This window comes from Sphingopyxis sp. YR583 (genome assembly GCF_900108295.1).
Taxonomy (GTDB): domain Bacteria; phylum Pseudomonadota; class Alphaproteobacteria; order Sphingomonadales; family Sphingomonadaceae; genus Sphingopyxis.
In genome coordinates, this window is sequence record NZ_FNWK01000001.1 from 57,954 (window position 1) to 77,490 (window position 19,537).

The following is a 19,537-nucleotide window of genomic DNA, read 5'->3' on the forward strand; positions in this document are numbered from 1 at the left end:
CGCGGCCTCTATGTTATCATTATGCTATCGTTCGAGATTTTCGGTGACCCGTGCTCGACTAACGCCCCACGATCGTGCCGGGCCCAGCTGAGCACGAAGATCGCCCCGCCCCCACCTCGAAATTCCCTTCCACGAACTATTGTCCTAATCGGAAAAATGTCAACCCGTTTGGGACAAACAGCCATTATCCCCAAATTTCGGGCGGGCAATGGACCATGCCGTCGCGATAGCTGACCCCCGGATCGCGGTCGCGCGCAAGGAAGGTCGGCCCGTCGAGGTCGACGATGTCGCAAAGCTGCCCCACAAGGTACGACGGCGCCATCGACAGGCTGGTGCCCATCATGTTGCCGACCATGACGTCGAGGCCGAGCTTCTTCGCCTGCCGCGCGATTGCCAACCCTTCGGTCAGCCCGCCGCATTTATCGAGCTTGATATTCACCACGTCGAACCGCCCGACGAGCGAGGCGGTGTCGGCGAGCGACAGCGCGCTTTCGTCGGCAACGAACGGCAACGGACGTTTGAGCCCGTCGAGATCGGCCTCGCGCCCACGCTTCAACGGCTGTTCCAGCTGTGCGACGCGGGTCGAGACCAGCACCGGGAGCAGCTCGGCGAGCGTTTCGACGTCATAGCCCTGATTGGCATCGACCCCAATCCACGCATGCGGCCGCGCGGTGCGGATCGCGACGACGCGCGCGATATCGTCGGCAAGATCGCCCGTCAGCTTGACCTTGACCGGCGCCTCCGGATCGATCGCGAGCGCGGCTTTTGCCATCGTCTCCGCGCGGTCGGCACCGAGCGTCAGCGTCGAACGGAGCGCCTTCGGCGGACTCAGCCCGGCAAGCTCCCAGACTGGGCGCCCCGCCTGCTTCGCCTCGAGATCCCAAAAGGCGCAGTCGAGCGCATTGCGCGCACCGCCCGGCGGAAGGAGCCGTTGCAGGTCGTCACGCGTCGCGCCGTCCTCGATAGCATCGCGAACACGCATCGCCTCGGTCAGCATATGGCCGATGTCGTCGCCAAGATAATAGACGCCAGCCCCCTCGCCGCGCCCGACATGCGTCCCGTCCGACAATTCGGCGACGAGCAGCGCGGTCTCGGTGAAGACATGCCCCGAAATACGGAACGGCTGATGATAGGGAAAACGCTCGACCCGAAGGTCGAGCGTCAGTTCGCGCATGGCCTGTGTCGCCATCAATAGACCATCCCGAAGCCATAGAGATGGAAGGCGAGCGTTACCCAGACGAGCAGCAGTCCGGCGAGCGCGAGCAGCAGTGCGCCGAGCTTCATCGTCCAGCGACGTTTGTCCTTGATACCGAGCCACAGGTGCCAGCTCGCCGTGATCAGCAGGCCGAATGCGGCGAGCGGCGTCACGATACGCAGCAGCTGGATCAGCCAGTCGAGCGGACCGCCGATGCTGCCGATATCGGCCGAGAAGGCCGCGATCAGGCCGAACCAGCCGGCCAGCGCGCCGATCGCGAGCCATGCAAAGACGCGCGACAAGCGATAGGCGCGGAGCGACTTGCCCTGGAGGGCGAAGTCGGCCTTGAAGCTCCGGCGCACCAGCGCGCGCACCGGCCACGCCAGCGCGGCGAGCAGGATGATACCAAAGGCGAGGACGAGTGCCGGGTTGAGCCATGCCGCGTTCACTCCGAACGATGCGGGTTCGAACACCATGAAGGGCGAACCGCCGTCGACGCTCCAGCGCACGACGCGGCCGTCCTTGACTTCGGCCGCGACGCGTTCGCCGGTGCCGGTGTCGCGCCACACGAACGGCTCGACCTCGACCCAGTCGCGCGCGCCGGCCCCAAGGCCGTCGAGCGCAGGAAGCGTGATCTTGCCATCTTCGGTCAGCGAGATCGTCGTCTGGCCGAGCAGGCCGAACAGGCTCATGAAGTTGGTGAACGAGCCGCGACTGCTGATGTAGTTGCCGACCATCATCTGCGCGTGCTGCGCGGCGGTCTTCGCATCGACCTGACCGGGCTTTTCGGTTCCCGGCAGGTAGCGGTCGGCGAATTTGTGGAACAAAGCGCTACGGATCGCGCCGGCGTCGCCCTGTTTCCCGGCGCTGTTCATCGAGATGTAGACGCCGATATCGGCGTCAGGGAACAGCCACAGATAGGAATGGAACCAGACGGTATCGCCGCCATGCGCGATCGCGCGGTGGCCGTTGACCCATTGTTCGTAGAAACCGAGCGCCATGCTGTTGAGCGGACCGACGCCAGGTGCCTTGAAATCATGCATCTGCTTCGTAGTTTCGGGCTTGAGCAGCCCCGCGCCGTCGTTGAGGTGCGCGATCATGAATTTGCCCATGTCGGCGCCGCTGGCCGACAGGCTGCCGGCGGGCGCCGGGATCACCATCTCGAACGGCTTGGCCTTCTGCGTGACGTCGGGATAGCCCTTCGACATATGCGGCGCGAGAGCCGCGGGAAGCGGCTGGCGGAACGACGAATGCGTCATGTTCAGCGGTTTGAAGATGTGGTTTTCGATATAATTGTCGAACGGTTCGCCGCTGACACGCTCGACGATATAGCCGGCGAGCGCGGTGGCATAGTTCGAGTAAGCAGGCGTCGTACCCGGTGCGAAAACGCGATCAGGCAACGCGAGCGGCATCTGCTTTTTCAGCGTCATCACCGCCTTGGGATCGCTGCTGATCAGGTAACGAACCGATTCCTGGAAACCCGCGGTGTGCGTCATGATGTTGCGCATCGTGATCGGCTTGCCCTGATAGGGCGGAATCTTGAAATCGAGATAGGTGTTCACGTCCTTGTCGAGATCGATCTTGCCCGCCTCGACCTGCTGCATCACCGCGGTCCAGGTGAACAGCTTCGACACCGACCCCGGCCGGAACAGCGTGGTTTCGGGCAGCACCGGCGCGCGCTTGGCGACGTCGGAGAAGCCATAACCCTTTTCGAGGACGACCTGGTTGCCGCGCACGACAACGACGACCGCACCCGGGATGCGCGCGCGTTCGAGCGCATAGGGCAGATAGCCGTCGAGCCAGGCCTCAAGATCCTTGGCATCAAGCGCAACTGGCGCCGCCGCGGTTTTCGCCACCGGAACGGCAGCCGCTTCGGCTTTCTTCACGGCGGGTGCCGGCACAGGCCCCTGCGCCGCCAGCGGCAGCGCGGCAAAAGCCGCCAGCCCGATCATCGCCTTTCGGATGAAACGCATCGCTTTCCCCTTTTCATTATCGCGGCCTGTCACATCTTGCAGCAAGCCGCGCGACCCCTTACCAAGGGACCAACATCTATTGGCCCGATAGGGACATAATGATCCTGATTGGAAAATTGTCAAATATGGAATGGAAAAACTGATGGCGGATGGGGCGACGCCGCCGACGCTCGGCACAGTGATGAAGGGCATTCGTGCCCGCAACGGCTGGACACTCAAGGAAATGAGCGCGAAATCGGGCATCCCGGTCTCGACGCTTTCGAAGGTCGAACATGACCGGCTGACGCTGAGCTATGACAAGTTGCAGCAGCTCAGCCAGCGACTCAACCTTCGCATGTCCGATCTGTTTGCCGAGGATGAGGAAGATACGACGCCGCGCGTAACGGGGCGGCGCAGCATCGGGACGATCGAACGCGCCGCGCGCGTGACGACCGACAATTACGACTATCACTATCTGTGCACCGATTTGCGGCAAAAACGGATGATCCCGATCATCACGCGCATACGTGCGCACAGCGCGCGCGAATTCGGCGAACTCGTCCATCATCAGGGCGAGGAGTTCATCTATGTCCTCGAAGGCCGGATCGAGGTGCACAGCGAATTTTACGACCCCGTCACGCTCGAGGTTGGTCAGGGCATCTATATCGATTCCTCGATGGGTCACGCCTATGTCGTCGCCGACGGATTTGAGGAGGCGCTGGTGCTCGGCGTCTGCTCGAGTGCCGACGACGGGCTGATGGACAGCTTGATGAGCTTGCACGGCTAACCCCCTTATCTGCGGAGAAATCAATGGCATTGCGTCGGTCGTTCGCCCCTTCCCTGATGCTGCTCTGCAGTTCGATGCTGCTACCGGCATCGGTCGCCGCGAAACCGGCCTATGACCTGATCATCCGTGGCGGGACGATCTATGACGGATCGGGCAAGGCGCCGGTCGTCGGTGACGTCGCGATCAAGGACGATCGCATCGTTGCGGTCGGCAAGGTCGACGGCACGGCAAAGACCGAGGTTACGGCAAAGGGCATGGCGGTCGCGCCGGGGTTCATCAACATGCTGAGCTGGGCGACCGAGTCGCTGATCGCCGACCCGAAAAGCCAGAGCGACATCCGCCAGGGCGTTACGCTGGAGGTGATGGGCGAAGGCTGGTCGATGGGTCCGATGAACGCCACGATGAAGCGGCTGGAGACCGAACGACAGGGCGACATCAAATATCCGATCGAATGGACGAGCCTCGGCGACTATTTCAACTGGCTGGAAAAGCGCGGGGTATCGACCAATATCGCGAGCTTCGTCGGCGCTGCGACGGTCCGCGTCCATGAACTGGGCGAAGGCGACGTCGATCCGGACCCCGAACAGCTTGCGCGGATGCGCACGCTCGTCAAACAGGCGATGAACGACGGCGCCATGGGCGTCGGCAGCTCGATCATCTACGCGCCCGGCTCTTATGCCGAAACCGACGAGCTGGTCGCGCTGACGAGCGAAGCGGCGAAATGCGGCGGCATGTACATCAGCCATATGCGGTCCGAAGGCGACCGGATCGAGGAAGCCGTCGACGAGCTGATCGATATCTCCCGCCGATCGGGGGCACCGGCCGAAATCTACCACCTCAAAATGGCGGGCCGCAGCAATTGGGGCAAGCTCGACACGATCGTGAAAAAGATCGAGGATGCCCGCGCCGAAGGGCTGAAGATCACGACTGACATGTACACTTATACCGCGGGCGCGACGGGGCTCGACGCCGCGATGCCGACATGGGTGCAGGCGGGCGGGCTCGAGAAATGGATCGAGCGGCTGAAAGATCCTGCGATCCGCGCGCGCGTCGCCGCCGAGATGAAGCAGCCCGGCAACAATTGGGAAAATCTCTATTTCGGTGCGGGCGCCGACAAGATGATCCTGTCGGGGTTCAAGAATGACGCGCTGAAGCCGCTGACCGGCAAGACGCTTGCCGAGGTTGCTGCGATGCGCGGCAAATCACCCGAAGAAACCGCGATGGACCTCGTCGTCGAAGATGGGTCGCGCGTCGGCACCGTCTATTTCCTGATGTCCGAGGACAATGTGCGCAAGCAGATCCAGCTCCCGTGGATGAGCTTCGGGTCCGATGCCGCGTCGCAGGCGGCCGAGGGCGTCTTCCTGAAATCGGGTGCGCATCCGCGCACCTATGGCAATTTCTCGCGCCTGCTCGGTCGCTATGTCCGCGACGAGAAGCTGATTTCGCTCGAACAGGCGGTCTACCGCCTCACCACCCTGCCCGCGAGCAATCTCGGCATCAAGGATCGCGGCGCGCTCAAACCGGGCTATTATGCCGACGTCGTGGTTTTCGATCCCGCGACGATCGGCGATCGTTCGACCTTCGAGAAGCCGCACCAATATTCGGTCGGCATGCGCGACGTCTTCGTCAACGGCGTCGGCGTGTTGCGGAACGGCGAACATAGCGGCGCGACGCCCGGGCGCGCCGTGCGCGGTGCGGGCTGGAACCGCTGCTCCTAGGCAGCGGCGAGCAACCGCCGCTGCTCGGCGGGTGACCTGAACAGGAAATCGTGCGGCAGACCGAGCCGGATGCTCGCCTGACAATGCGGTGCCGCGCGGTCGACATGGCGGTCGGCAAGCCGGCCGGCGATACGCAACGCCGTGCGGTCGAGCCGCGTCAGATCATAGCGCGGGCCAAGCTCGAGCTTGCGGCGGATATGCCCCGGAAGCAGCGAGACCGAAGCACGCGCGATCGCGCGGTGGAGGAAGCGCGGGACGCCGGGCGCGGCGCGACCCGACTGGATAATATCGAGAAATTCGAAGATGATCGGGTGCGGCTCGAAGTGCGGTTCGAGATCGTCCATCATCGCCATGAAGGCATCGACGGTGGACGGCGTATGCCGCGCACCGAACTCGCGGCCTATCGCGTCGCCATCGGCCATGAAGCGATCCTTGTCGGCATCGCTCAGCGGGCGGACGAAACGATCATAGGCCATCAGAAAGCCATAGGAGGCGGTTGCCGCAACCCAATCCAGCAGCACCGGATCCATCGCACGATATCGGGTGCCGCCGGGGGTTTCGCCCTTCACCTTGCCGTGCATCCGGTTGACCTGTCCGATGACCTCCTTTGCCGTACTGGCGGGGCCATAGCAGGCCAGCATCGCGACCAGCCCGGTGCGGCGCGAGCGCCCGATCGGGTCCGCCTTATACGTCGAATGGTCCCACACCCCCGACCGGATTCGCGGCTCGGCAAATTCGAGCAGCACCGCAGCGATGCCGCCGATGCCGAGCGCGATCGGGTTCTTGTAGATACGCCACTGGACGCTGTCGGGCGCGAGCAGCGCGGGTTCCCCGCGGGGCGCGGCGAAATCGATCGCCGTCCCCAGATATTCATTCTGCATCGCCAGTCGCGCCACGCGGCCTTGCTCCTCTAGAAATCATAACCCACGGTCAGGCCCCAGGTTCGCGGCTGGTTGGCGAAACGCACGACAACATTGGCGTTGCTCGCGACCGCCGACCAATAATATTTGTCGAACAGGTTCTTCGCCCACAGCGACACCGACCAGCCGCTCTCGTCCTTCAGACCAAGGCTCGCGTTGACCGTACCATAGGCATCGACCTTATAGAGATCGATATCCTCAAAAATCGTGTTCGACTTGCTCTGATAGCGCGCGCTGACTGCGCCCGTCAGGTTGACGGTGTCGGTGACGGGCGTGTCATAGGCGATTGTCACGCTGCCCTGGAACTTCGGGCTGTAGATAAATTCGGCGCCATCGAAATTCTCGGGCTGCCCTGCGGCGTTGGTGCCGTCGTAATCGTTGATCCGTGTCTTCAGATAGAGCGCATTAGCGGCGATCGTGAGGCCCGTCGCCGGGCGGATCGTCAGCTCGCCTTCGACGCCATAAGCCTCGCTGTCGGGAACATTGTCGAGGCGTGACAGTGCCGTGTAGATCGGATCGGCGAAATAGGTGCTGATCTGCTTGTCGCGATAGTCGTAATAAAAGGCCGAGAGATTGGCCTGCACCGCACGGTCGGCGAGCGTCGCCTTCACGCCGATTTCATAGGCGGTCAGCTTTTCCTGCTTCACCGGCGCGTTCTGGCGCGCGAGGTTCGCGGCATTGATCGGCGTCGTGCCCGATTTATAGCCGCGCGATACCGAGGCATAAAGCAGGGTATCGTCGTTGGGTGACCAGTCGAGCGCGACGCGCCAGGCGAGATTGTCTTCTTTCAGCAGCGACTGGACTTCGCCAAAGGTGCCCGTGACGGGGTCGAAGGTGTTGCACTGTCCCTGCGAAATCTGCGGCGCGAGAACGCCATAGGTCTGGAAATAGAGCGCGCGGTTCACGACGTTGACGTTCGGCAGCATGTTGCCGTTGAAGTCGCGCGAGCAGCCATTGTAGCGCTGCTTGTCCTCGGTGTAGCGCAGGCCGACGGTCAGTTTGAGCTGGTCGGTCAACTCGGCGTCAGCATTGCCGAAAATGCTCCACGTCTTCGTGCGGATGCGCCCGAAATCTTCATAGGTACGGAACGCCTGCGAAAGCTGGAGCGCGGTGTAGCCACCCGAATTGAACGGGGTCGCAAGCAATGGAACGCCCGCCCCGCGGATCAGTCCGACATTGGCGTTCTGGCCGAGCAGCGTGCGGTTCGAATCGATGATCCGGTCGTTGGCGTAATAGGCGCCGACCAGCCAGTTTACCGCACCGCTTGCGCCTTCGACATGCAATTCCTGCGCAAAGCTCTTGATCCGCCCGACCGTGTTCTGGAGCAGGATTTCGAACGGCGCGCCGCTCCAGTCGGAGAGCGCGTTGCGCTTGAAATCATTATAGCTGGTGAGCGAGACGAGCTTCATCGTTTCGCCCAGGTCCTGATCCCAGCGCAGCTTCAGCCCCCAAAAGCGATTGTCTTCGGCGAGGGGCCCGTCGAGACCGAGCCCCGTCCCGATATCGGCCGAGCGCGATGCTTCGGGCGCCCAGTCGGCCTGGCTCGCCTTGGTCGGAAAATTGTTCGCCAGATAAGTGGCAAGCCCCGGCGCGTTGAAAAAGCGCGAATTGCTCGTGCCCGTCGTGGGGTTGGTCGCGGGGGTGAAACCGATCCCCTGCCCCGCGACCGTGTCCGACTTGTTGCGCCACCAGGTGACCGACAGATCGAAATGCGTGCCCGGCGCCGGATCGATCGCGAGCGAACCGCGGATACCGAGCTTCTCGACCTCACCGAGCCGTTCGTCCCGCGTGTTGCTGACCTGCCAGCCCTTGTCGCTATTCTCGCTGCGGAAGGCGATGCGCGCTGCGATGCCTTCGCCGAGCGGCCCGGAAATATGGCCGCCGATGTTGTACGTCTGGTAATTGCCGAGATCGGCCTTGATGCTGCCTTCGAAGCTGTCGGTCGGCTTCGCGGTGATGAAGTTGATCAGGCCCGCGGTCGTGTTGCGGCCATAGAGCGTGCCCTGCGGCCCCTTGAGCACCTCGACGCGCTCCAGGTCCATCACCGGACCGGTGTTCATGATCGGATAGGCATAAGCGACTTCGTCGACATAAGTCCCGACGGTCGAGGTCGACGACAGGTTGATCGTGTTGAAGCCGATCCCGCGCAGCGTGTAGGTCGGCACGCCCTGATAGCTTTGCGAAACGGTGAAGCTCGGCGCGACCGTGGTCAGGTCGCGCATATCGGTGACGCGCAGATTTTCCAGCGTCGCGCCGTCGACCGCCTGGATCGCCATGCCGACGTCGTTCATCGATTCGGCTCGGCGTTGCGCGGTGACGATGATGTCGCCTTCGCTTGCAACCGTATCGGCCGGCGCTTCCTCGGCAGCGAACGCCGGCGCCGCCAGCGCGATGCCCATCGCCGAACCCGCGGCCAGGAAAATACGCATTGCCTTCATCACTCATCCTCCCTCAAACACCTTGTCGCCGGGCCCGTCTTTGTGCGAGCGTCGTGCGAAACCGGACCGTGACAGAACAAAGGATTGCGGCCGGTCGAACAAGCTGACACCTGTGTCAGGATAGCGGAGGGACAGACGCGTGACCGATCAGAGGGCCGAATGCTGGGCAGAAATGCCCGCGCTGATCGCGGCTGTGCAAGCAGCCGGCGATGCGATCGGTCTCCCCTATGTCGCGGCGCAGGCCGACCTTGGCGATCCCGAACCGATGAGCGACGAGGAAGGTCGCCCCTATGCCGAGACCAGCTTTCACTGGGTCGACCCGAGCTACGCCTATTGGCGCGATCGCAAGCTGGCGCTGCAACTGGCCTTCCTGACCGCGGCGCGTCTCGTCGCAGAGCCCTTCTATTACAGCGACGGGCGCCTCGGCACCTGGCGCGCGACCCATTTGCTCGACGAAGTCGATTGCTCACAGGCGCGGAACACTCCCAATTTCGGCGAGGCAATCATCGCGCCGGTGCATCTGCCACGCGGGCTGGTCGGTGCGGTCTTCTGGTGTTCGCGCGAACCCATCGGGGTCGAGGCAATTTTCGCCGCGCAGGCGGGGCATCTGCACAATCTCGCGGTGAAACTGATCGCGACGCACAACGAAGCACGCGGACGGCCGCGCAACGCCACCGTGCCGCAAACGCTCACGCGGCGCGAGGTGCAGTGCCTGCGCTGGGCGGCAGCGGGCAAGACCGATGGCGAAATCGGGATCATCCTGTCGCTGTCGGTATCGACGGTGCGTTTCCACTTGCGCAACGCCGCCGGCAAGCTCGGCGCAACCGGCCGGGCGCAGTCGATCCAGATCGCAGCAGGGCTCGGTTTCGTCGGCGCGCGCGCGGCCTGACGCAGGTGCCAGCTTGGCCGGTCATCGCACAAGGCCCTAAGCCCGTCGCATGGATATGCCGAACGACCCGGCGCTGGCGGCATTTCGCGAAGAGGTTCGCGGCTTTCTCGCGGCGCACCTGCCCGATGACATCCGCCGCGCTGCGGCGCGCGCGACGAGCGTTTTCATCGATCCCGCGATTTCCCTGCCCTGGCAGCGCATCCTCCATGCGCATGGCTGGGCGGCGCCCGATTGGCCGGCCGAATTCGGCGGCCCGGGCTGGAGCGAAATCGAACGCTATATCTTCGCCGCCGAATGCGCACGGGCCGGCGCGCCCAATCTGGCGCCAATGGGCCTCAAGATGGTCGCGCCCGTGATCATGCATTATGGCAGCCCCGAACAGCGCGCGCACTATCTGCCGCGCATATTGTCGGGCGAGGATTATTGGTGCCAGGGCTTTTCCGAACCCGGCGCGGGATCTGACCTTGCCGCGCTGCAGTTGCGCGCGGTGCCCGACGGCGACGACTATATCCTGAACGGATCGAAGATCTGGACGACGCATGCCCATTTCGCGAACCGCATGTTCGCGCTGGTGCGGACATCGAACGAGGGCAAGCCGCAGGCGGGGATCAGCTTCGTGCTGCTCGACATGACTACTCCGGGGCTCACCGTCGAACCGATCCGCACGCTCGCCGGCGACCATGAGTTCAACCAGGTCTTTTTCGACGATGTCCGCGTGCCGCAGGCAAACCGGCTGGGCGGCGAGAATGAGGGCTGGTCGGTCGCAAAGCATCTGCTGACCTTCGAGCGCGGCGGCCGATATGCGCCTGGGCTGATTGGACGCCTCGAACGGCTGCGCGCCCGCGATGACATCGATCCGGTGCTACGCGCGCAGCTCGACCGCGAGGCTGTGTCGCTGAAAGCCTTGCAGGCGCTCGAAATGAAGGCGATGCGCGGCGTCGGCGGCAGCGCGGCGCTCTATGCCTCGGCGCTCAAAATCCTGGGAACCGAGACCGCGCAGCGGATCGATACGCTCGCGTGCGAGGCCGCAGGCCATGCCGCATGGGCCGATGCCGACGGACAGGCACCCGCCGAGCTGGCGGTTGCGGTGCCCCGCTATCTCAACGATCGCGCCGCGACCATCTATGCCGGGTCGAACGAAATCCAGCGCGACCTGATCGCGCGGACGATGCTGGGTTAGGACGCCGCTCCGGCAAAGCGCGCGAGTTGATCGGCGCGCGGACCGAATGCCGCGGCAATCGCGAGCGCGCGCTTGAAATGTCCGCCGAGGCTGAGTTCTTCGGTGAGCCCCATCGCGCCGTGAATCTGTACCGCGCTTTCGCCGACGATCCGCACCGCGTCGCCGACCTCGATGCAGGCGGCGCCGACCGCCTGCGCGCGATCGGCGCGTCCCTGATCGACCGCGACAATGGCCTCCTCGGTCAGCGCCGCAGCCTTCATTGCCGCGAGCTGCATGTCGGCGGCGCGATGGCGGAGCGACTGGAAGCGGCCGATCGCGGTACCGAACTGTTTGCGCTGCCCGAGATAATCGATGCTGTCGGCGATCATGCGCTGCATCAGCCCGACCGCCTCGGCGCAGCGTCCGGCGAGGATCAGATCATTCGCATAGTCGGTCCATCGGCGCGCGGCGTCACCGCTCGCCAGCGGCGACGCGTCGCCGGGCTTGAGCGTGAAGGCAAGGTCGGCCGATACGCTGCCGTCGTGCATGATGCGATGCCGCTGTTCGACCTTGTCGCCATCGGCGGGAATAAGCAGCACCGCCTCTTCATTCGCGACGAGGATAAGGTCGGCCTCGGCCGCCCCCGCAACCAGCGCGGCGCTACCCCGAACCAGCCCGCCTTCGACCACTGGCATCGCCGCGGTCGATGCGGTGCAGACGATGGCGATACGGCGGCTGCCGGCCGCGAGGTCGGCCAGCGCCCGATGATCGGGGGCAACGCCCGCCAGAACCACCGTTGCGGCGACATGCGAAAGCCAGTCGGCACCCGCAAGCGCTGGCCCCAGCTCGGCCATCACGACGGCAATGTCGATCGGCCCGCCGCCGAAACCCCCGACGCTTTCGGGCAGTGCTATGCCCGCTAGTCCGAGCGAATCCGAAAGATCGCGCCATCCCGGGCGCGCCTTGTCGGCAAGGAAGCGCTGGACGCTGCCTCGCAGCATCTGTTGCTCGTCCGAAAGCGGCAGGTCGAGGTCGGCCATCTCAGATCGCGGGCCCGGCGGAATGGTTGTGCGTCATTTTCTCTCCCGCCCCTGTCCTGCAACCTGCCGCGCCGCGGGTCTAGCTGATTGGCGTAACAGGTCGGACGTCGCGATCGCCGGCGCACCATATACTTAGTAATAAAACTATTGCATGGCGCGGCATGGGCAGCGCGGGACGAGTCGGACGAAACGGGCATGACGGGGGGATCGCATGAACCCGATCTGGCTTCCCGCCTCGCTGTTCGGCGGTCTGTTCCAGGCGTGGCGCACCGCGCTGCAACAACGCCTGCGCGCCGAACTCAGCGTCAGCGGCGCGGGGCTGGTGCGCTATCTATACGGCTTGCCCTTCGCTTTCATTTTCGCCGCCATCTGGCTGACGCTTCAGGGCGATAAATTCCCGGCGTTCGGTACCACCTTCGCCGGCTTCGCGGTCGCCGGGGCGATCACCCAGATGGCGGGCACAATCCTGCTCATCATGGCGTTCGGTCATCGCGGCTTTGTCGTCGGCACCGCCTTTTCAAAGACCGAAGCGGTGCAGGCCGCGCTCGTCACCGCGCTGTTCCTCGGCGAGCGATTGCCGCTGCTCGCGTGGATCGGGATCGTCGGTGGCGTCGCGGGGGTGCTGGTGCTCGCGCTCGCCGGACGCGGCGTTTCGGGGCGTGAGGTCTGGCGCGCCCTCGGCCAGCCGGCCGCGCTTTGCGGTCTTGGCGCGGGATCGATGTTCGCGCTGGCGGCGATCGCGGTGAAGCTCGCGACCGCCGAACTCCATGGCGTCGACCTGATCGGGTCGGCGCTCGTCACACTCGTCGTCGTGATGGCGATCCAGACCGGACTGCACCTCGCGTGGGTTTTGCTGCGCGACCGCGACACCGCAAGCGCCGTTTGCCGCACATGGCGCAATTCGAGCCAGGTCGGATTGCTGTCGGCGCTGGGTTCAGCCTGCTGGTACATCGGTTTCGCTGCAGCACCGGCGGCGCTGGTGCGGATCGTCGGACAGGTCGAAGTCGTCTTCACGATCGGCTTCGCGCATTTCTACCTGCGTGAGCCGGTGCGCTGGCACGAGATCCTTGGCCTGCTGCTCGTCGTCGGCGGTGTGGTGATGGCGCTGCTCGCAACTTTCTAGGGGAAAGCGGGCGCCTTGCTGACCATCCCCGGCAACGGGCGCCCCATCACACCCGCCAGCCATCCGGCCGCCTCGACGACCCGCGGCAACGCGATGCCCGTCTCGATGCCGCTTCTTTCGAGCATGTAGATCACATCCTCGGTCGCGACATTCCCTGCCGCGCCCGGCGCAAAGGGACAGCCGCCAAGCCCGCCGAGCGACGCGTCGACCGTCGCCGCCCCCGCCTCTACCGCCGCCCAGACATTGGCGATGCCCGTACCGCGCGTGTTATGGAAGTGGACGCGCACCGGCAGGTCGCCGACCGCTTCGCGCACACGGCCCACCATTTCCGACACCTGTGCCGGAACGCCGACGCCGATCGTGTCGGCAAGTGCGATTTCGCGCGGGGACGCGTCGGCGGCACGCTTCGCCATCTCGACGACACGGTCGATCGCGACCCTGCCCTCGAATGGACAGCCGAACGCCGTCGCGATGGTGATCTGCCCGCCGCGACCGGCCTCTTTTGCCAGCATCACGATCTCGATTGCAGCGGCGAGCGATTCGTCGGAGCTTTGCCCCTGATTGCGGATGCCGAAACTGTCGCTCGTCACGCACACCGCGCCCAGTTCGTCGATGCGGCCGGCGGCAAGTGCGCGCTCGGCGCCGCGCCGGTTGAGGACGAGGCCGATATAGGTGACATCCGCGCGCTCGGGCAGCATCGCGACCAATTGCTCGGCGTCGGCGAGTTGCGGCACCTTCTTCGGATTGACGAAGCTCGTCACTTCGATACGCCGGACGCCATAGTCGATCGCATGGCGCACGAGTTCCAGCTTGTCGGCGGTCGAAACGATCGCGCTTTCATTTTGCAGCCCGTCGCGGGGGCCGACTTCCAACAGTTCCACACCAATATTTTTCAACATCTTGCGTCCTGGTTATCCCGAGTCATTTAGCAGGTTGAAAATTACATAGCATTCTAAGTATACAAAGGCCATGGGCGAGGCAGGTCGTCTTACCAGAGTCGACCGCGAAAGGAATGATATGAGCAAGACGAGCAGCGGGGGCGCGCTGGAAGGCATCAAGGTTGTCGAGATGGGTCAGCTGATCGCTGGCCCCTTCTGCGGCCAATTGCTCGGCGACATGGGCGCCGAGATCGTCAAGCTCGAACCGCCGGTGACGGGCGACCAGATGCGCAACTGGGGCCAGGGCGACAAACCGAGCTGGTGGCGCGTCATCGCGCGCAACAAATATTCGGTCGCCGTCGATCTGCGCAGCGAAGAGGGTCAGGCGCTCGCACGCGAGCTGATCGCCAAAGCCGATATCCTGATCGAGAATTTCCGCCCCGGCACGCTCGAAAAATGGAACCTCGATCCCGCGGAACTGCGCAAGACGAACCCGGGGCTGATCGTCGTGCGTGTATCGGGTTACGGGCAAACCGGCCCCTATTCCGCCCGCGCCGGTTTCGGCGGCATCGGCGAGGCGATGGGCGGCTGGCGCGGAATCGTCGGCTATCCCGACCTGCCGCCGGCACGCATGGGGGTGTCGATCGGCGATACGCTCGCCGCCACTTACGGGTGTATGGGCGCGCTTGCCGCGCTCCACCATCGCAGCAAGACCGGCGAAGGCCAAGTCGTCGACTCGGCGCTTTATGAAGCGGTGCTGCAGGTCATGGAATCGACGGTTTCCGACTATTCGGCGAGCGGGACGAAGCGCCGCCGCACCGGCTCCACCCTGCCCGCGATCGCGCCGTCGAACGTCTATCCCTGCAAGGACGGCGAATATCTGATCGGCGCCAACCAGGACGGCGTCTTCGCACGCCTCGCCGCCGCGATGGGGCGCCCCGAACTTGCCAGCGACGAACGCTATGCGACGCATCGCGCGCGGGGTGTGCGGCAGGAGGAACTCGATGCGCTGATCGGCGAATGGACGAAGACGCTGACGATCGCCGAGCTGGAAGCGAAGATGGTCGATGCCGGCGTTCCCGCGGGCCGCGTCTTTGATGCGGAGGATATGATGGCCGACCCGCATTTCGCCGCGCGCGATGCGCTCGTGACCGTTCCCGACGCGGAGCTGGGCGAAATCAGGATGCAGGGCGTCTTCCCGAAACTGTCGGCGACCCCGGGCAGCGTGCGCCGCCCCGCCCCGCTCGCGGTCGGGCAGGATACGGCGGATATCTTGAAACGCTGGCTTGGGCGGGAGGTTTGACGCGATGATCACGCTGTACGGCGGGCCGACTCCCAATGCGCGCAAGATCGCGATCGCGCTTGTTGAAATGGGGCTCGACTGGCGACTCGAATATATCGACATCCTCGCCGGCGATCAGCTCACCCCCGAATTTCTCGCGCTCAACCCGAACAACAAGACGCCCGTAATCGTCGACGACGATGGCCCCGGCGGCGCGCCGTTCACTCTTTGGGAAACGGGGGCGATCCTCCTCTATCTGGCCGAGAAGACTGGACGTTTCATGCCGGCCGATCCGACGAAGCGCGCGATCTGCTGGCAATGGCTGATGTTTCAGGTGTCCGGCGTCGGCCCGATGTTCGGGCAGGAAGCGCACTTCACCCATTATGCCAAGGACCGGCACGATTATGCGATCGCGCGCTACAGCCGCGAAGTCGACCGGCTGATGATGGTGCTCGACAAGCGCCTCGGCGAAGCCGAATGGCTCGCGGGCGACGATTATACGATCGCCGACATGGCGACGCTGCCCTATCTGCGCCGTCAGCTCATCGAAAAGGCCGGGCGCTTTCCGAACGTCGACCGCTGGGGCGCGGCGATGCTGGCGCGCCCCGCGGTCGCCGAGGGGATGCAGGCGGGCGTCGCGCGCGCCGAGACGATCGAAGGCGGGCTGACCGGCTTTACCGACGAGCATCGCGCGATCCTGTGGGGCGACCGCCAGCATGTGAAGCGTTGAGGTTGTCGGCGACGTCGGCGAACGCGGCCTGTCACTGTCCGAACAATTTGCCGATCGCATCGTCGAGATAGGGGCGGTCGACGAACAACCGCATCGGATCGCGGCGGTTGAGCCAGAAGCCCGCTCCATGCCGATCGGTCAATGCGCGCCGGGTCGTGTCCTGCAACAGGCGCAATCGCGCAACCGCAGTGCGCCGCGCCGTTCGCGGATCGGCCGGCACCTCGGACGCGAAATGCGCCCGGATCGTCTCGACCCGCGCCGCGACGACATCGCTATATCCCTGATGCGGTCCGCGGTGCAGCGCGTGGCCCGACAACAAGGCGGCAGGCTCGCAGGCGGGAAGCATCAGGCCGTTGCGACCGAAATGCTGAAGCGCAAAGCCTTCACCGACCAACTCCTCGAACATCGCGGCCATCTGGGCGCGCTGAAGCAACGCGATCGGAATCAGGTGATGACGCTGGAACCCGGTTTGCGGCGGCGGCGCTCTGTACCAGCCGCGTCCGGGCATCAGCTACCGCGGCCGAGCTCGACGATAACCGTCGATCGCTGACCCAATTTGCCCGGCGGCGGCAGCATCTCGACCCACTCGTCCGCCTCCAGACCGCGCATCGTCCGCGCATGCTCGACCGGCCCGTTGAGCATCATGTCGAGCGCGAGCCGCGAAAGCCGCCGCACCATATCGGCGACCGTCCAGCCATCGGGTATCCGTGCTTCCAGTTCCTGCCCGGAAAACAGCGCGAGCCCCCGCGTGCCGATGCTCGCGCCGCCATCGCCGATATCCTTGCGGCGGAATGCGACGAGATGGAGGATCGGCGGCATCCCGCTGACCAGCATTTCGGCGATCGACGCACGAAATTGCGGGGCGTCGGACCACAAACGCGCCGGCGACCAGAATATGTGGCTGGCGTCGCACAGGTCGATCAGCAGCACCATCATCTTGAAAAATTCGCGCATCCGCGTCGGCTCGCCGGCCGACGATTTCGGTCCGCCTTTGCGTCCGGGTTCGCGCTCCGGGACAAAAACCCAGCACAGACCCCCATCGCGCCATTGGCGCGGCAGGCTCGCGGCGAGCAGGCTCGTCGACGGGTGGTCGGGATCGGCGAGGTCGAGCGCTGCTGCGTCGGCAGGCCCGGCGAGGACCGACACAGCTCCGAATGTCAGGCGAAAACGCGGCGCGGCGATCAATGCCTCGGCGTCGCCGCTCGTGCCTTCGACCCGTTCGGGCTTCAACCCCATGCGGCGTAGTAGCGCTTCAATGCTCTCGCCCGCGCCGCGCTGCATCGCCGCTCCGACAATCAGGGCAAAGGGTTCCGGCGGAACCGGCAGAATCAGGCCATCATTGTTCCCGGCATGCATGGTGCTGCTCGCCCTTCGTGGGTTCACGCCTGCATCGCAAGACTTGCAACAATGTTCAAACGCTTATTCGAACATGTCGGGAAGTTAATCCCGGCCGCTGCGTCAGATCGCGACCTGGCTTCCCAGTTCGACGACGCGATTGGTCGGCAGGCGGAAATATTCCATCGCGCTTTCCGAATTGCGCAGCATCCACGCGAACAGCTTTTCGCGCCAGATAGGCATCCCCGGCTTGCTCGCCGCGATCAGCGTCTGCCGCGACAGGAAAAAGCTGGTCTCGATCATCTTGAACTCGCCGCCGCAGCTCGTGACGCGGGTCAGCGCTTCGGGCACGTCGATCGGCTGCATGAAACCGTAATTTAGCACCAACCGGTGGAACCCCTGCCCCAGATCTTCGAGCAGGCAGAATTTCTCCTCCTTCACGAAGGGCACGTCGGCGATCTTGATCGTCAGCAGGATGATCCGCGCGTGCAGCACCTTGTTGTGCTTGAGATTGTGGAGCAGCGCGTGCGGCACACCGTCGCTGCTCGACGTCATGAACACCGCGGTGCCGGGCACACGTGTCGCGCTGTTTGCGGCCGATTTGACGAAGACCGGGATCGGCATCGCGCCCTCGGCCATTTCCTGCTGCATCAGCTTGCGCCCGCGCGACCAGGTCGTCAGCATCGTGAAGATGGTCAGGCCGATCGCCAGCGGCACCCAGCCGCCGTCGGGCACTTTGATCAAATTCGCGCCGAAATAGGCGATGTCGACGATGAAGAAGACCGCAAGGATCGGCAGCGCCTTCCACGCCGGCCACTTCCACAGCGTGAACAGCACGACGCTCATCAGACAGGTGTCGATGAACATCGCCCCGGTCACTGCAATGCCATAGGCCGCGGCAAGATTGCTCGACGATCCGAAGAAGAGGACGAGGATGATCACCATCACCATCAGGCCCCAATTGACCATCGGGATATAGATCTGTCCCGCCGCCGACGCGCTCGTATGTTCGACGCGCAGGCGCGGCATGAAGCCCAGCTGGATCGCCTGCTGGGTCAGCGAGAAGGCGCCCGAAATCACCGCCTGGCTTGCGATGATCGTCGCGAGGATCGCGAGGATGACGACGGGCACCTGCCAAGCCTCGGGCATCATCTGGAAAAAGGGATCGGCGATCAGGTCGGCGCGCGGCCCCATCTCTGCCTCGAGCACCATCGCCCCCTGCCCCATATAGTTCAGCATCAGCGCGGGCAGGACAAAGGTCAGCCAGCTCAGCCCGATCGGCCCGCGCCCGAAATGCCCCATGTCGGCGTAAAGCGCCTCGGCCCCCGTCACCGCGAGTACGACTGCGCCGAGCGCGATGAAGGCGGTGAAACCGTCGACATAAAAGAAGCGCAGCGCGTTCACCGGGTTCAGCGTCTCGAGGATGATTCCCGGATGGTCGACGATGTGGATCATCCCCAGGATCGCAAGCATCGTGAAATAGGCGAGCATGATCGGCCCGAACAGCGCGCCGACCTTGGCCGTCCCGCGCGACTGAATCGCGAAAATACCGATCAGGATCGCCAGCGCGATCGGCACGATATAAGGCTCGAAGCCCTTGTTGACGTAACTCAGCCCCTCGGTCGCCGAAAGCACCGACATCGCCGGGGTGATCATGCTGTCGCCATAGAAAAGCGCGGTCGCGAACACGCCAAGCAAGATGATCGGCCAGGTCCAGCGCTTTTCGCCCGACGAACGGCTGATCAGCGCGAGGAGCGCAAGGCTGCCCCCCTCGCCCTTGTTGTCGGCCTTCATGATCGTCAGAACATATTTGAAAGTGACGACGAGCATCATCGACCAGAAGACGAGGCTCAGCACGCCATAGATGTGCAGCCGGTCGGGCTCGATCGGGTGATGCCCGGCAAATGTCTCGCGGAACGCGTAAAGCGGACTCGTGCCAATGTCGCCGAACACGACGCCGATTGCACCGACGGCAAGCTTCAGCTTGCCATCGCCATGATGTCCGTGGCCGTAATGGGCCGTTTCGGCGGCAGCAGTGGCAGCGCGTGGAGCGCTATCCGCCGCCTGTTGCGACTCAGCAGTCATCGCGCG

At 64.3% G+C, this 19,537-nt stretch carries 16 protein-coding genes; 7 read left to right on the forward strand and 9 right to left on the reverse strand.

Annotated elements, in window-relative coordinates; genetic code table 11:
* Positions 1 to 184: 184 nt before the first annotated feature.
* Both BLW56_RS00290 and BLW56_RS00295 read right to left on the reverse strand, forming a co-directional pair.
* Positions 185 to 1,189 carry a dipeptide epimerase gene (locus BLW56_RS00290; RefSeq protein WP_256203233.1) on the reverse strand — a complete coding sequence of 335 codons (1,005 nt, stop codon included), beginning with the start codon at positions 1,187 to 1,189 and terminating at the stop codon, positions 185 to 187.
* A complete protein-coding gene (locus BLW56_RS00295) occupies positions 1,189 to 3,168 on the reverse strand; it encodes a serine hydrolase domain-containing protein (RefSeq protein ID WP_093510701.1) in 1,980 nt (659 codons plus the stop codon). Before BLW56_RS00295 ends, BLW56_RS00290 begins: the two co-directional genes overlap by 1 nt.
* A gap of 142 nt (positions 3,169 to 3,310) precedes the next feature.
* On the opposite strand from BLW56_RS00295, the gene BLW56_RS00300 reads away from it, so the two are divergent.
* Positions 3,311 to 3,934, forward strand: a complete 624-nt coding sequence (locus tag BLW56_RS00300; RefSeq protein ID WP_093510702.1) for a helix-turn-helix domain-containing protein — start codon at positions 3,311 to 3,313, stop codon at positions 3,932 to 3,934.
* Positions 3,935 to 3,957: 23 nt separating this feature from the next.
* Positions 3,958 to 5,652: an N-acyl-D-amino-acid deacylase family protein gene (locus BLW56_RS00305; RefSeq protein WP_093508706.1), complete on the forward strand. Its 1,695-nt coding sequence runs from the start codon at positions 3,958 to 3,960 to the stop codon at positions 5,650 to 5,652.
* On the opposite strand, the gene BLW56_RS00310 is transcribed toward BLW56_RS00305, so the two are convergent.
* Positions 5,649 to 6,548: an oxygenase MpaB family protein gene (locus BLW56_RS00310; RefSeq protein ID WP_256203234.1), complete on the reverse strand. Its 900-nt coding sequence runs from the start codon at positions 6,546 to 6,548 to the stop codon at positions 5,649 to 5,651. The two genes, BLW56_RS00305 and BLW56_RS00310, sit on opposite strands and share 4 nt — an antisense overlap.
* Positions 6,549 to 6,562: 14 nt before the next feature.
* Complete coding sequence (locus tag BLW56_RS00315) at positions 6,563 to 9,001, reverse strand: TonB-dependent receptor (protein WP_256203235.1); 2,439 nt, start codon at positions 8,999 to 9,001, stop codon at positions 6,563 to 6,565.
* A gap of 148 nt (positions 9,002 to 9,149) precedes the next feature.
* Between BLW56_RS00315 and BLW56_RS00320 the strand changes: the two genes are divergently transcribed.
* Both BLW56_RS00320 and BLW56_RS00325 read left to right on the forward strand, forming a co-directional pair.
* Complete coding sequence (locus BLW56_RS00320) at positions 9,150 to 9,899, forward strand: helix-turn-helix transcriptional regulator (protein WP_093508709.1); 750 nt, start codon at positions 9,150 to 9,152, stop codon at positions 9,897 to 9,899.
* Positions 9,900 to 9,948: 49 nt separating this feature from the next.
* A complete protein-coding gene (locus BLW56_RS00325) occupies positions 9,949 to 11,079 on the forward strand; it encodes an acyl-CoA dehydrogenase family protein (protein WP_177175740.1) in 1,131 nt (376 codons plus the stop codon).
* On the opposite strand, the gene BLW56_RS00330 is transcribed toward BLW56_RS00325, so the two are convergent.
* Positions 11,076 to 12,098: an acyl-CoA dehydrogenase family protein gene (locus BLW56_RS00330; RefSeq protein ID WP_093508710.1), complete on the reverse strand. Its 1,023-nt coding sequence runs from the start codon at positions 12,096 to 12,098 to the stop codon at positions 11,076 to 11,078. The two genes, BLW56_RS00325 and BLW56_RS00330, sit on opposite strands and share 4 nt — an antisense overlap.
* A 211-nt stretch (positions 12,099 to 12,309) precedes the next feature.
* Between BLW56_RS00330 and BLW56_RS00335 the strand changes: the two genes are divergently transcribed.
* A complete protein-coding gene (locus tag BLW56_RS00335) occupies positions 12,310 to 13,221 on the forward strand; it encodes an EamA family transporter (protein WP_093508711.1) in 912 nt (303 codons plus the stop codon).
* Here BLW56_RS00335 and BLW56_RS00340 read toward each other — a convergent pair.
* Positions 13,218 to 14,120: a hydroxymethylglutaryl-CoA lyase gene (locus BLW56_RS00340; protein ID WP_093508712.1), complete on the reverse strand. Its 903-nt coding sequence runs from the start codon at positions 14,118 to 14,120 to the stop codon at positions 13,218 to 13,220. The two genes, BLW56_RS00335 and BLW56_RS00340, sit on opposite strands and share 4 nt — an antisense overlap.
* A 118-nt stretch (positions 14,121 to 14,238) precedes the next feature.
* Between BLW56_RS00340 and BLW56_RS00345 the strand changes: the two genes are divergently transcribed.
* Both BLW56_RS00345 and BLW56_RS00350 read left to right on the forward strand, forming a co-directional pair.
* A complete protein-coding gene (locus tag BLW56_RS00345; RefSeq protein ID WP_177175741.1) occupies positions 14,239 to 15,402 on the forward strand; it encodes a CaiB/BaiF CoA transferase family protein in 1,164 nt (387 codons plus the stop codon).
* Positions 15,403 to 15,406: 4 nt separating this feature from the next.
* Positions 15,407 to 16,111, forward strand: a complete 705-nt coding sequence (locus BLW56_RS00350; protein ID WP_093508714.1) for a glutathione S-transferase family protein — start codon at positions 15,407 to 15,409, stop codon at positions 16,109 to 16,111.
* Between the two features lie 31 nt (positions 16,112 to 16,142).
* Here BLW56_RS00350 and BLW56_RS00355 read toward each other — a convergent pair whose 3' ends face one another.
* The 3 genes from BLW56_RS00355 to BLW56_RS00365 all read right to left on the reverse strand — a co-directional run bounded on the left by BLW56_RS00355 (position 16,143) and on the right by BLW56_RS00365 (position 19,531).
* Entirely contained in the window at positions 16,143 to 16,619 is a 477-nt protein-coding gene (locus BLW56_RS00355; RefSeq protein WP_093508715.1) for an AHH domain-containing protein, read from the reverse strand.
* Positions 16,619 to 17,467, reverse strand: coding sequence for a hypothetical protein (locus BLW56_RS00360; protein ID WP_093508716.1), 849 nt, complete (start codon positions 17,465 to 17,467; stop codon positions 16,619 to 16,621). The genes BLW56_RS00355 and BLW56_RS00360 overlap by 1 nt, the downstream gene beginning before the upstream one ends.
* A gap of 102 nt (positions 17,468 to 17,569) precedes the next feature.
* The gene (locus BLW56_RS00365; RefSeq protein ID WP_093508717.1) at positions 17,570 to 19,531 is read right to left on the reverse strand and encodes a potassium transporter Kup; all 1,962 of its coding nucleotides are present in this window, start codon (positions 19,529 to 19,531) and stop codon (positions 17,570 to 17,572) included.
* Between the last annotated feature and the right edge of the window lie 6 nt (positions 19,532 to 19,537).

Excerpts from the sequence above, each read along its gene's own strand:
- BLW56_RS00340 (WP_093508712.1), bottom strand. The coding sequence starts at position 14,120 with ATGTTGAAAAATATTGGTGTGGAACTGTTGGAAGTCGGCCCCCGCGAC.
- BLW56_RS00315 (WP_256203235.1), bottom strand. The coding sequence starts at position 9,001 with ATGCGTATTTTCCTGGCCGCGGGTTCGGCGATGGGCATCGCGCTGGCG.
- BLW56_RS00345 (WP_177175741.1), top strand. The coding sequence starts at position 14,239 with ATGAGCAAGACGAGCAGCGGGGGCGCGCTGGAAGGCATCAAGGTTGTC.
- BLW56_RS00330 (WP_093508710.1), bottom strand. The coding sequence starts at position 12,098 with ATGGCCGACCTCGACCTGCCGCTTTCGGACGAGCAACAGATGCTGCGA.
- BLW56_RS00290 (WP_256203233.1), bottom strand. The coding sequence starts at position 1,189 with ATGGCGACACAGGCCATGCGCGAACTGACGCTCGACCTTCGGGTCGAG.
- BLW56_RS00325 (WP_177175740.1), top strand. The coding sequence starts at position 9,949 with ATGGATATGCCGAACGACCCGGCGCTGGCGGCATTTCGCGAAGAGGTT.
- BLW56_RS00360 (WP_093508716.1), bottom strand. The coding sequence starts at position 17,467 with ATGCATGCCGGGAACAATGATGGCCTGATTCTGCCGGTTCCGCCGGAA.
- BLW56_RS00300 (WP_093510702.1), top strand. The coding sequence starts at position 3,311 with ATGGCGGATGGGGCGACGCCGCCGACGCTCGGCACAGTGATGAAGGGC.
- BLW56_RS00295 (WP_093510701.1), bottom strand. The coding sequence starts at position 3,168 with ATGCGTTTCATCCGAAAGGCGATGATCGGGCTGGCGGCTTTTGCCGCG.
- BLW56_RS00335 (WP_093508711.1), top strand. The coding sequence starts at position 12,310 with ATGAACCCGATCTGGCTTCCCGCCTCGCTGTTCGGCGGTCTGTTCCAG.
- BLW56_RS00350 (WP_093508714.1), top strand. The coding sequence starts at position 15,407 with ATGATCACGCTGTACGGCGGGCCGACTCCCAATGCGCGCAAGATCGCG.
- BLW56_RS00365 (WP_093508717.1), bottom strand. The coding sequence starts at position 19,531 with ATGACTGCTGAGTCGCAACAGGCGGCGGATAGCGCTCCACGCGCTGCC.
- BLW56_RS00305 (WP_093508706.1), top strand. The coding sequence starts at position 3,958 with ATGGCATTGCGTCGGTCGTTCGCCCCTTCCCTGATGCTGCTCTGCAGT.
- BLW56_RS00355 (WP_093508715.1), bottom strand. The coding sequence starts at position 16,619 with ATGCCCGGACGCGGCTGGTACAGAGCGCCGCCGCCGCAAACCGGGTTC.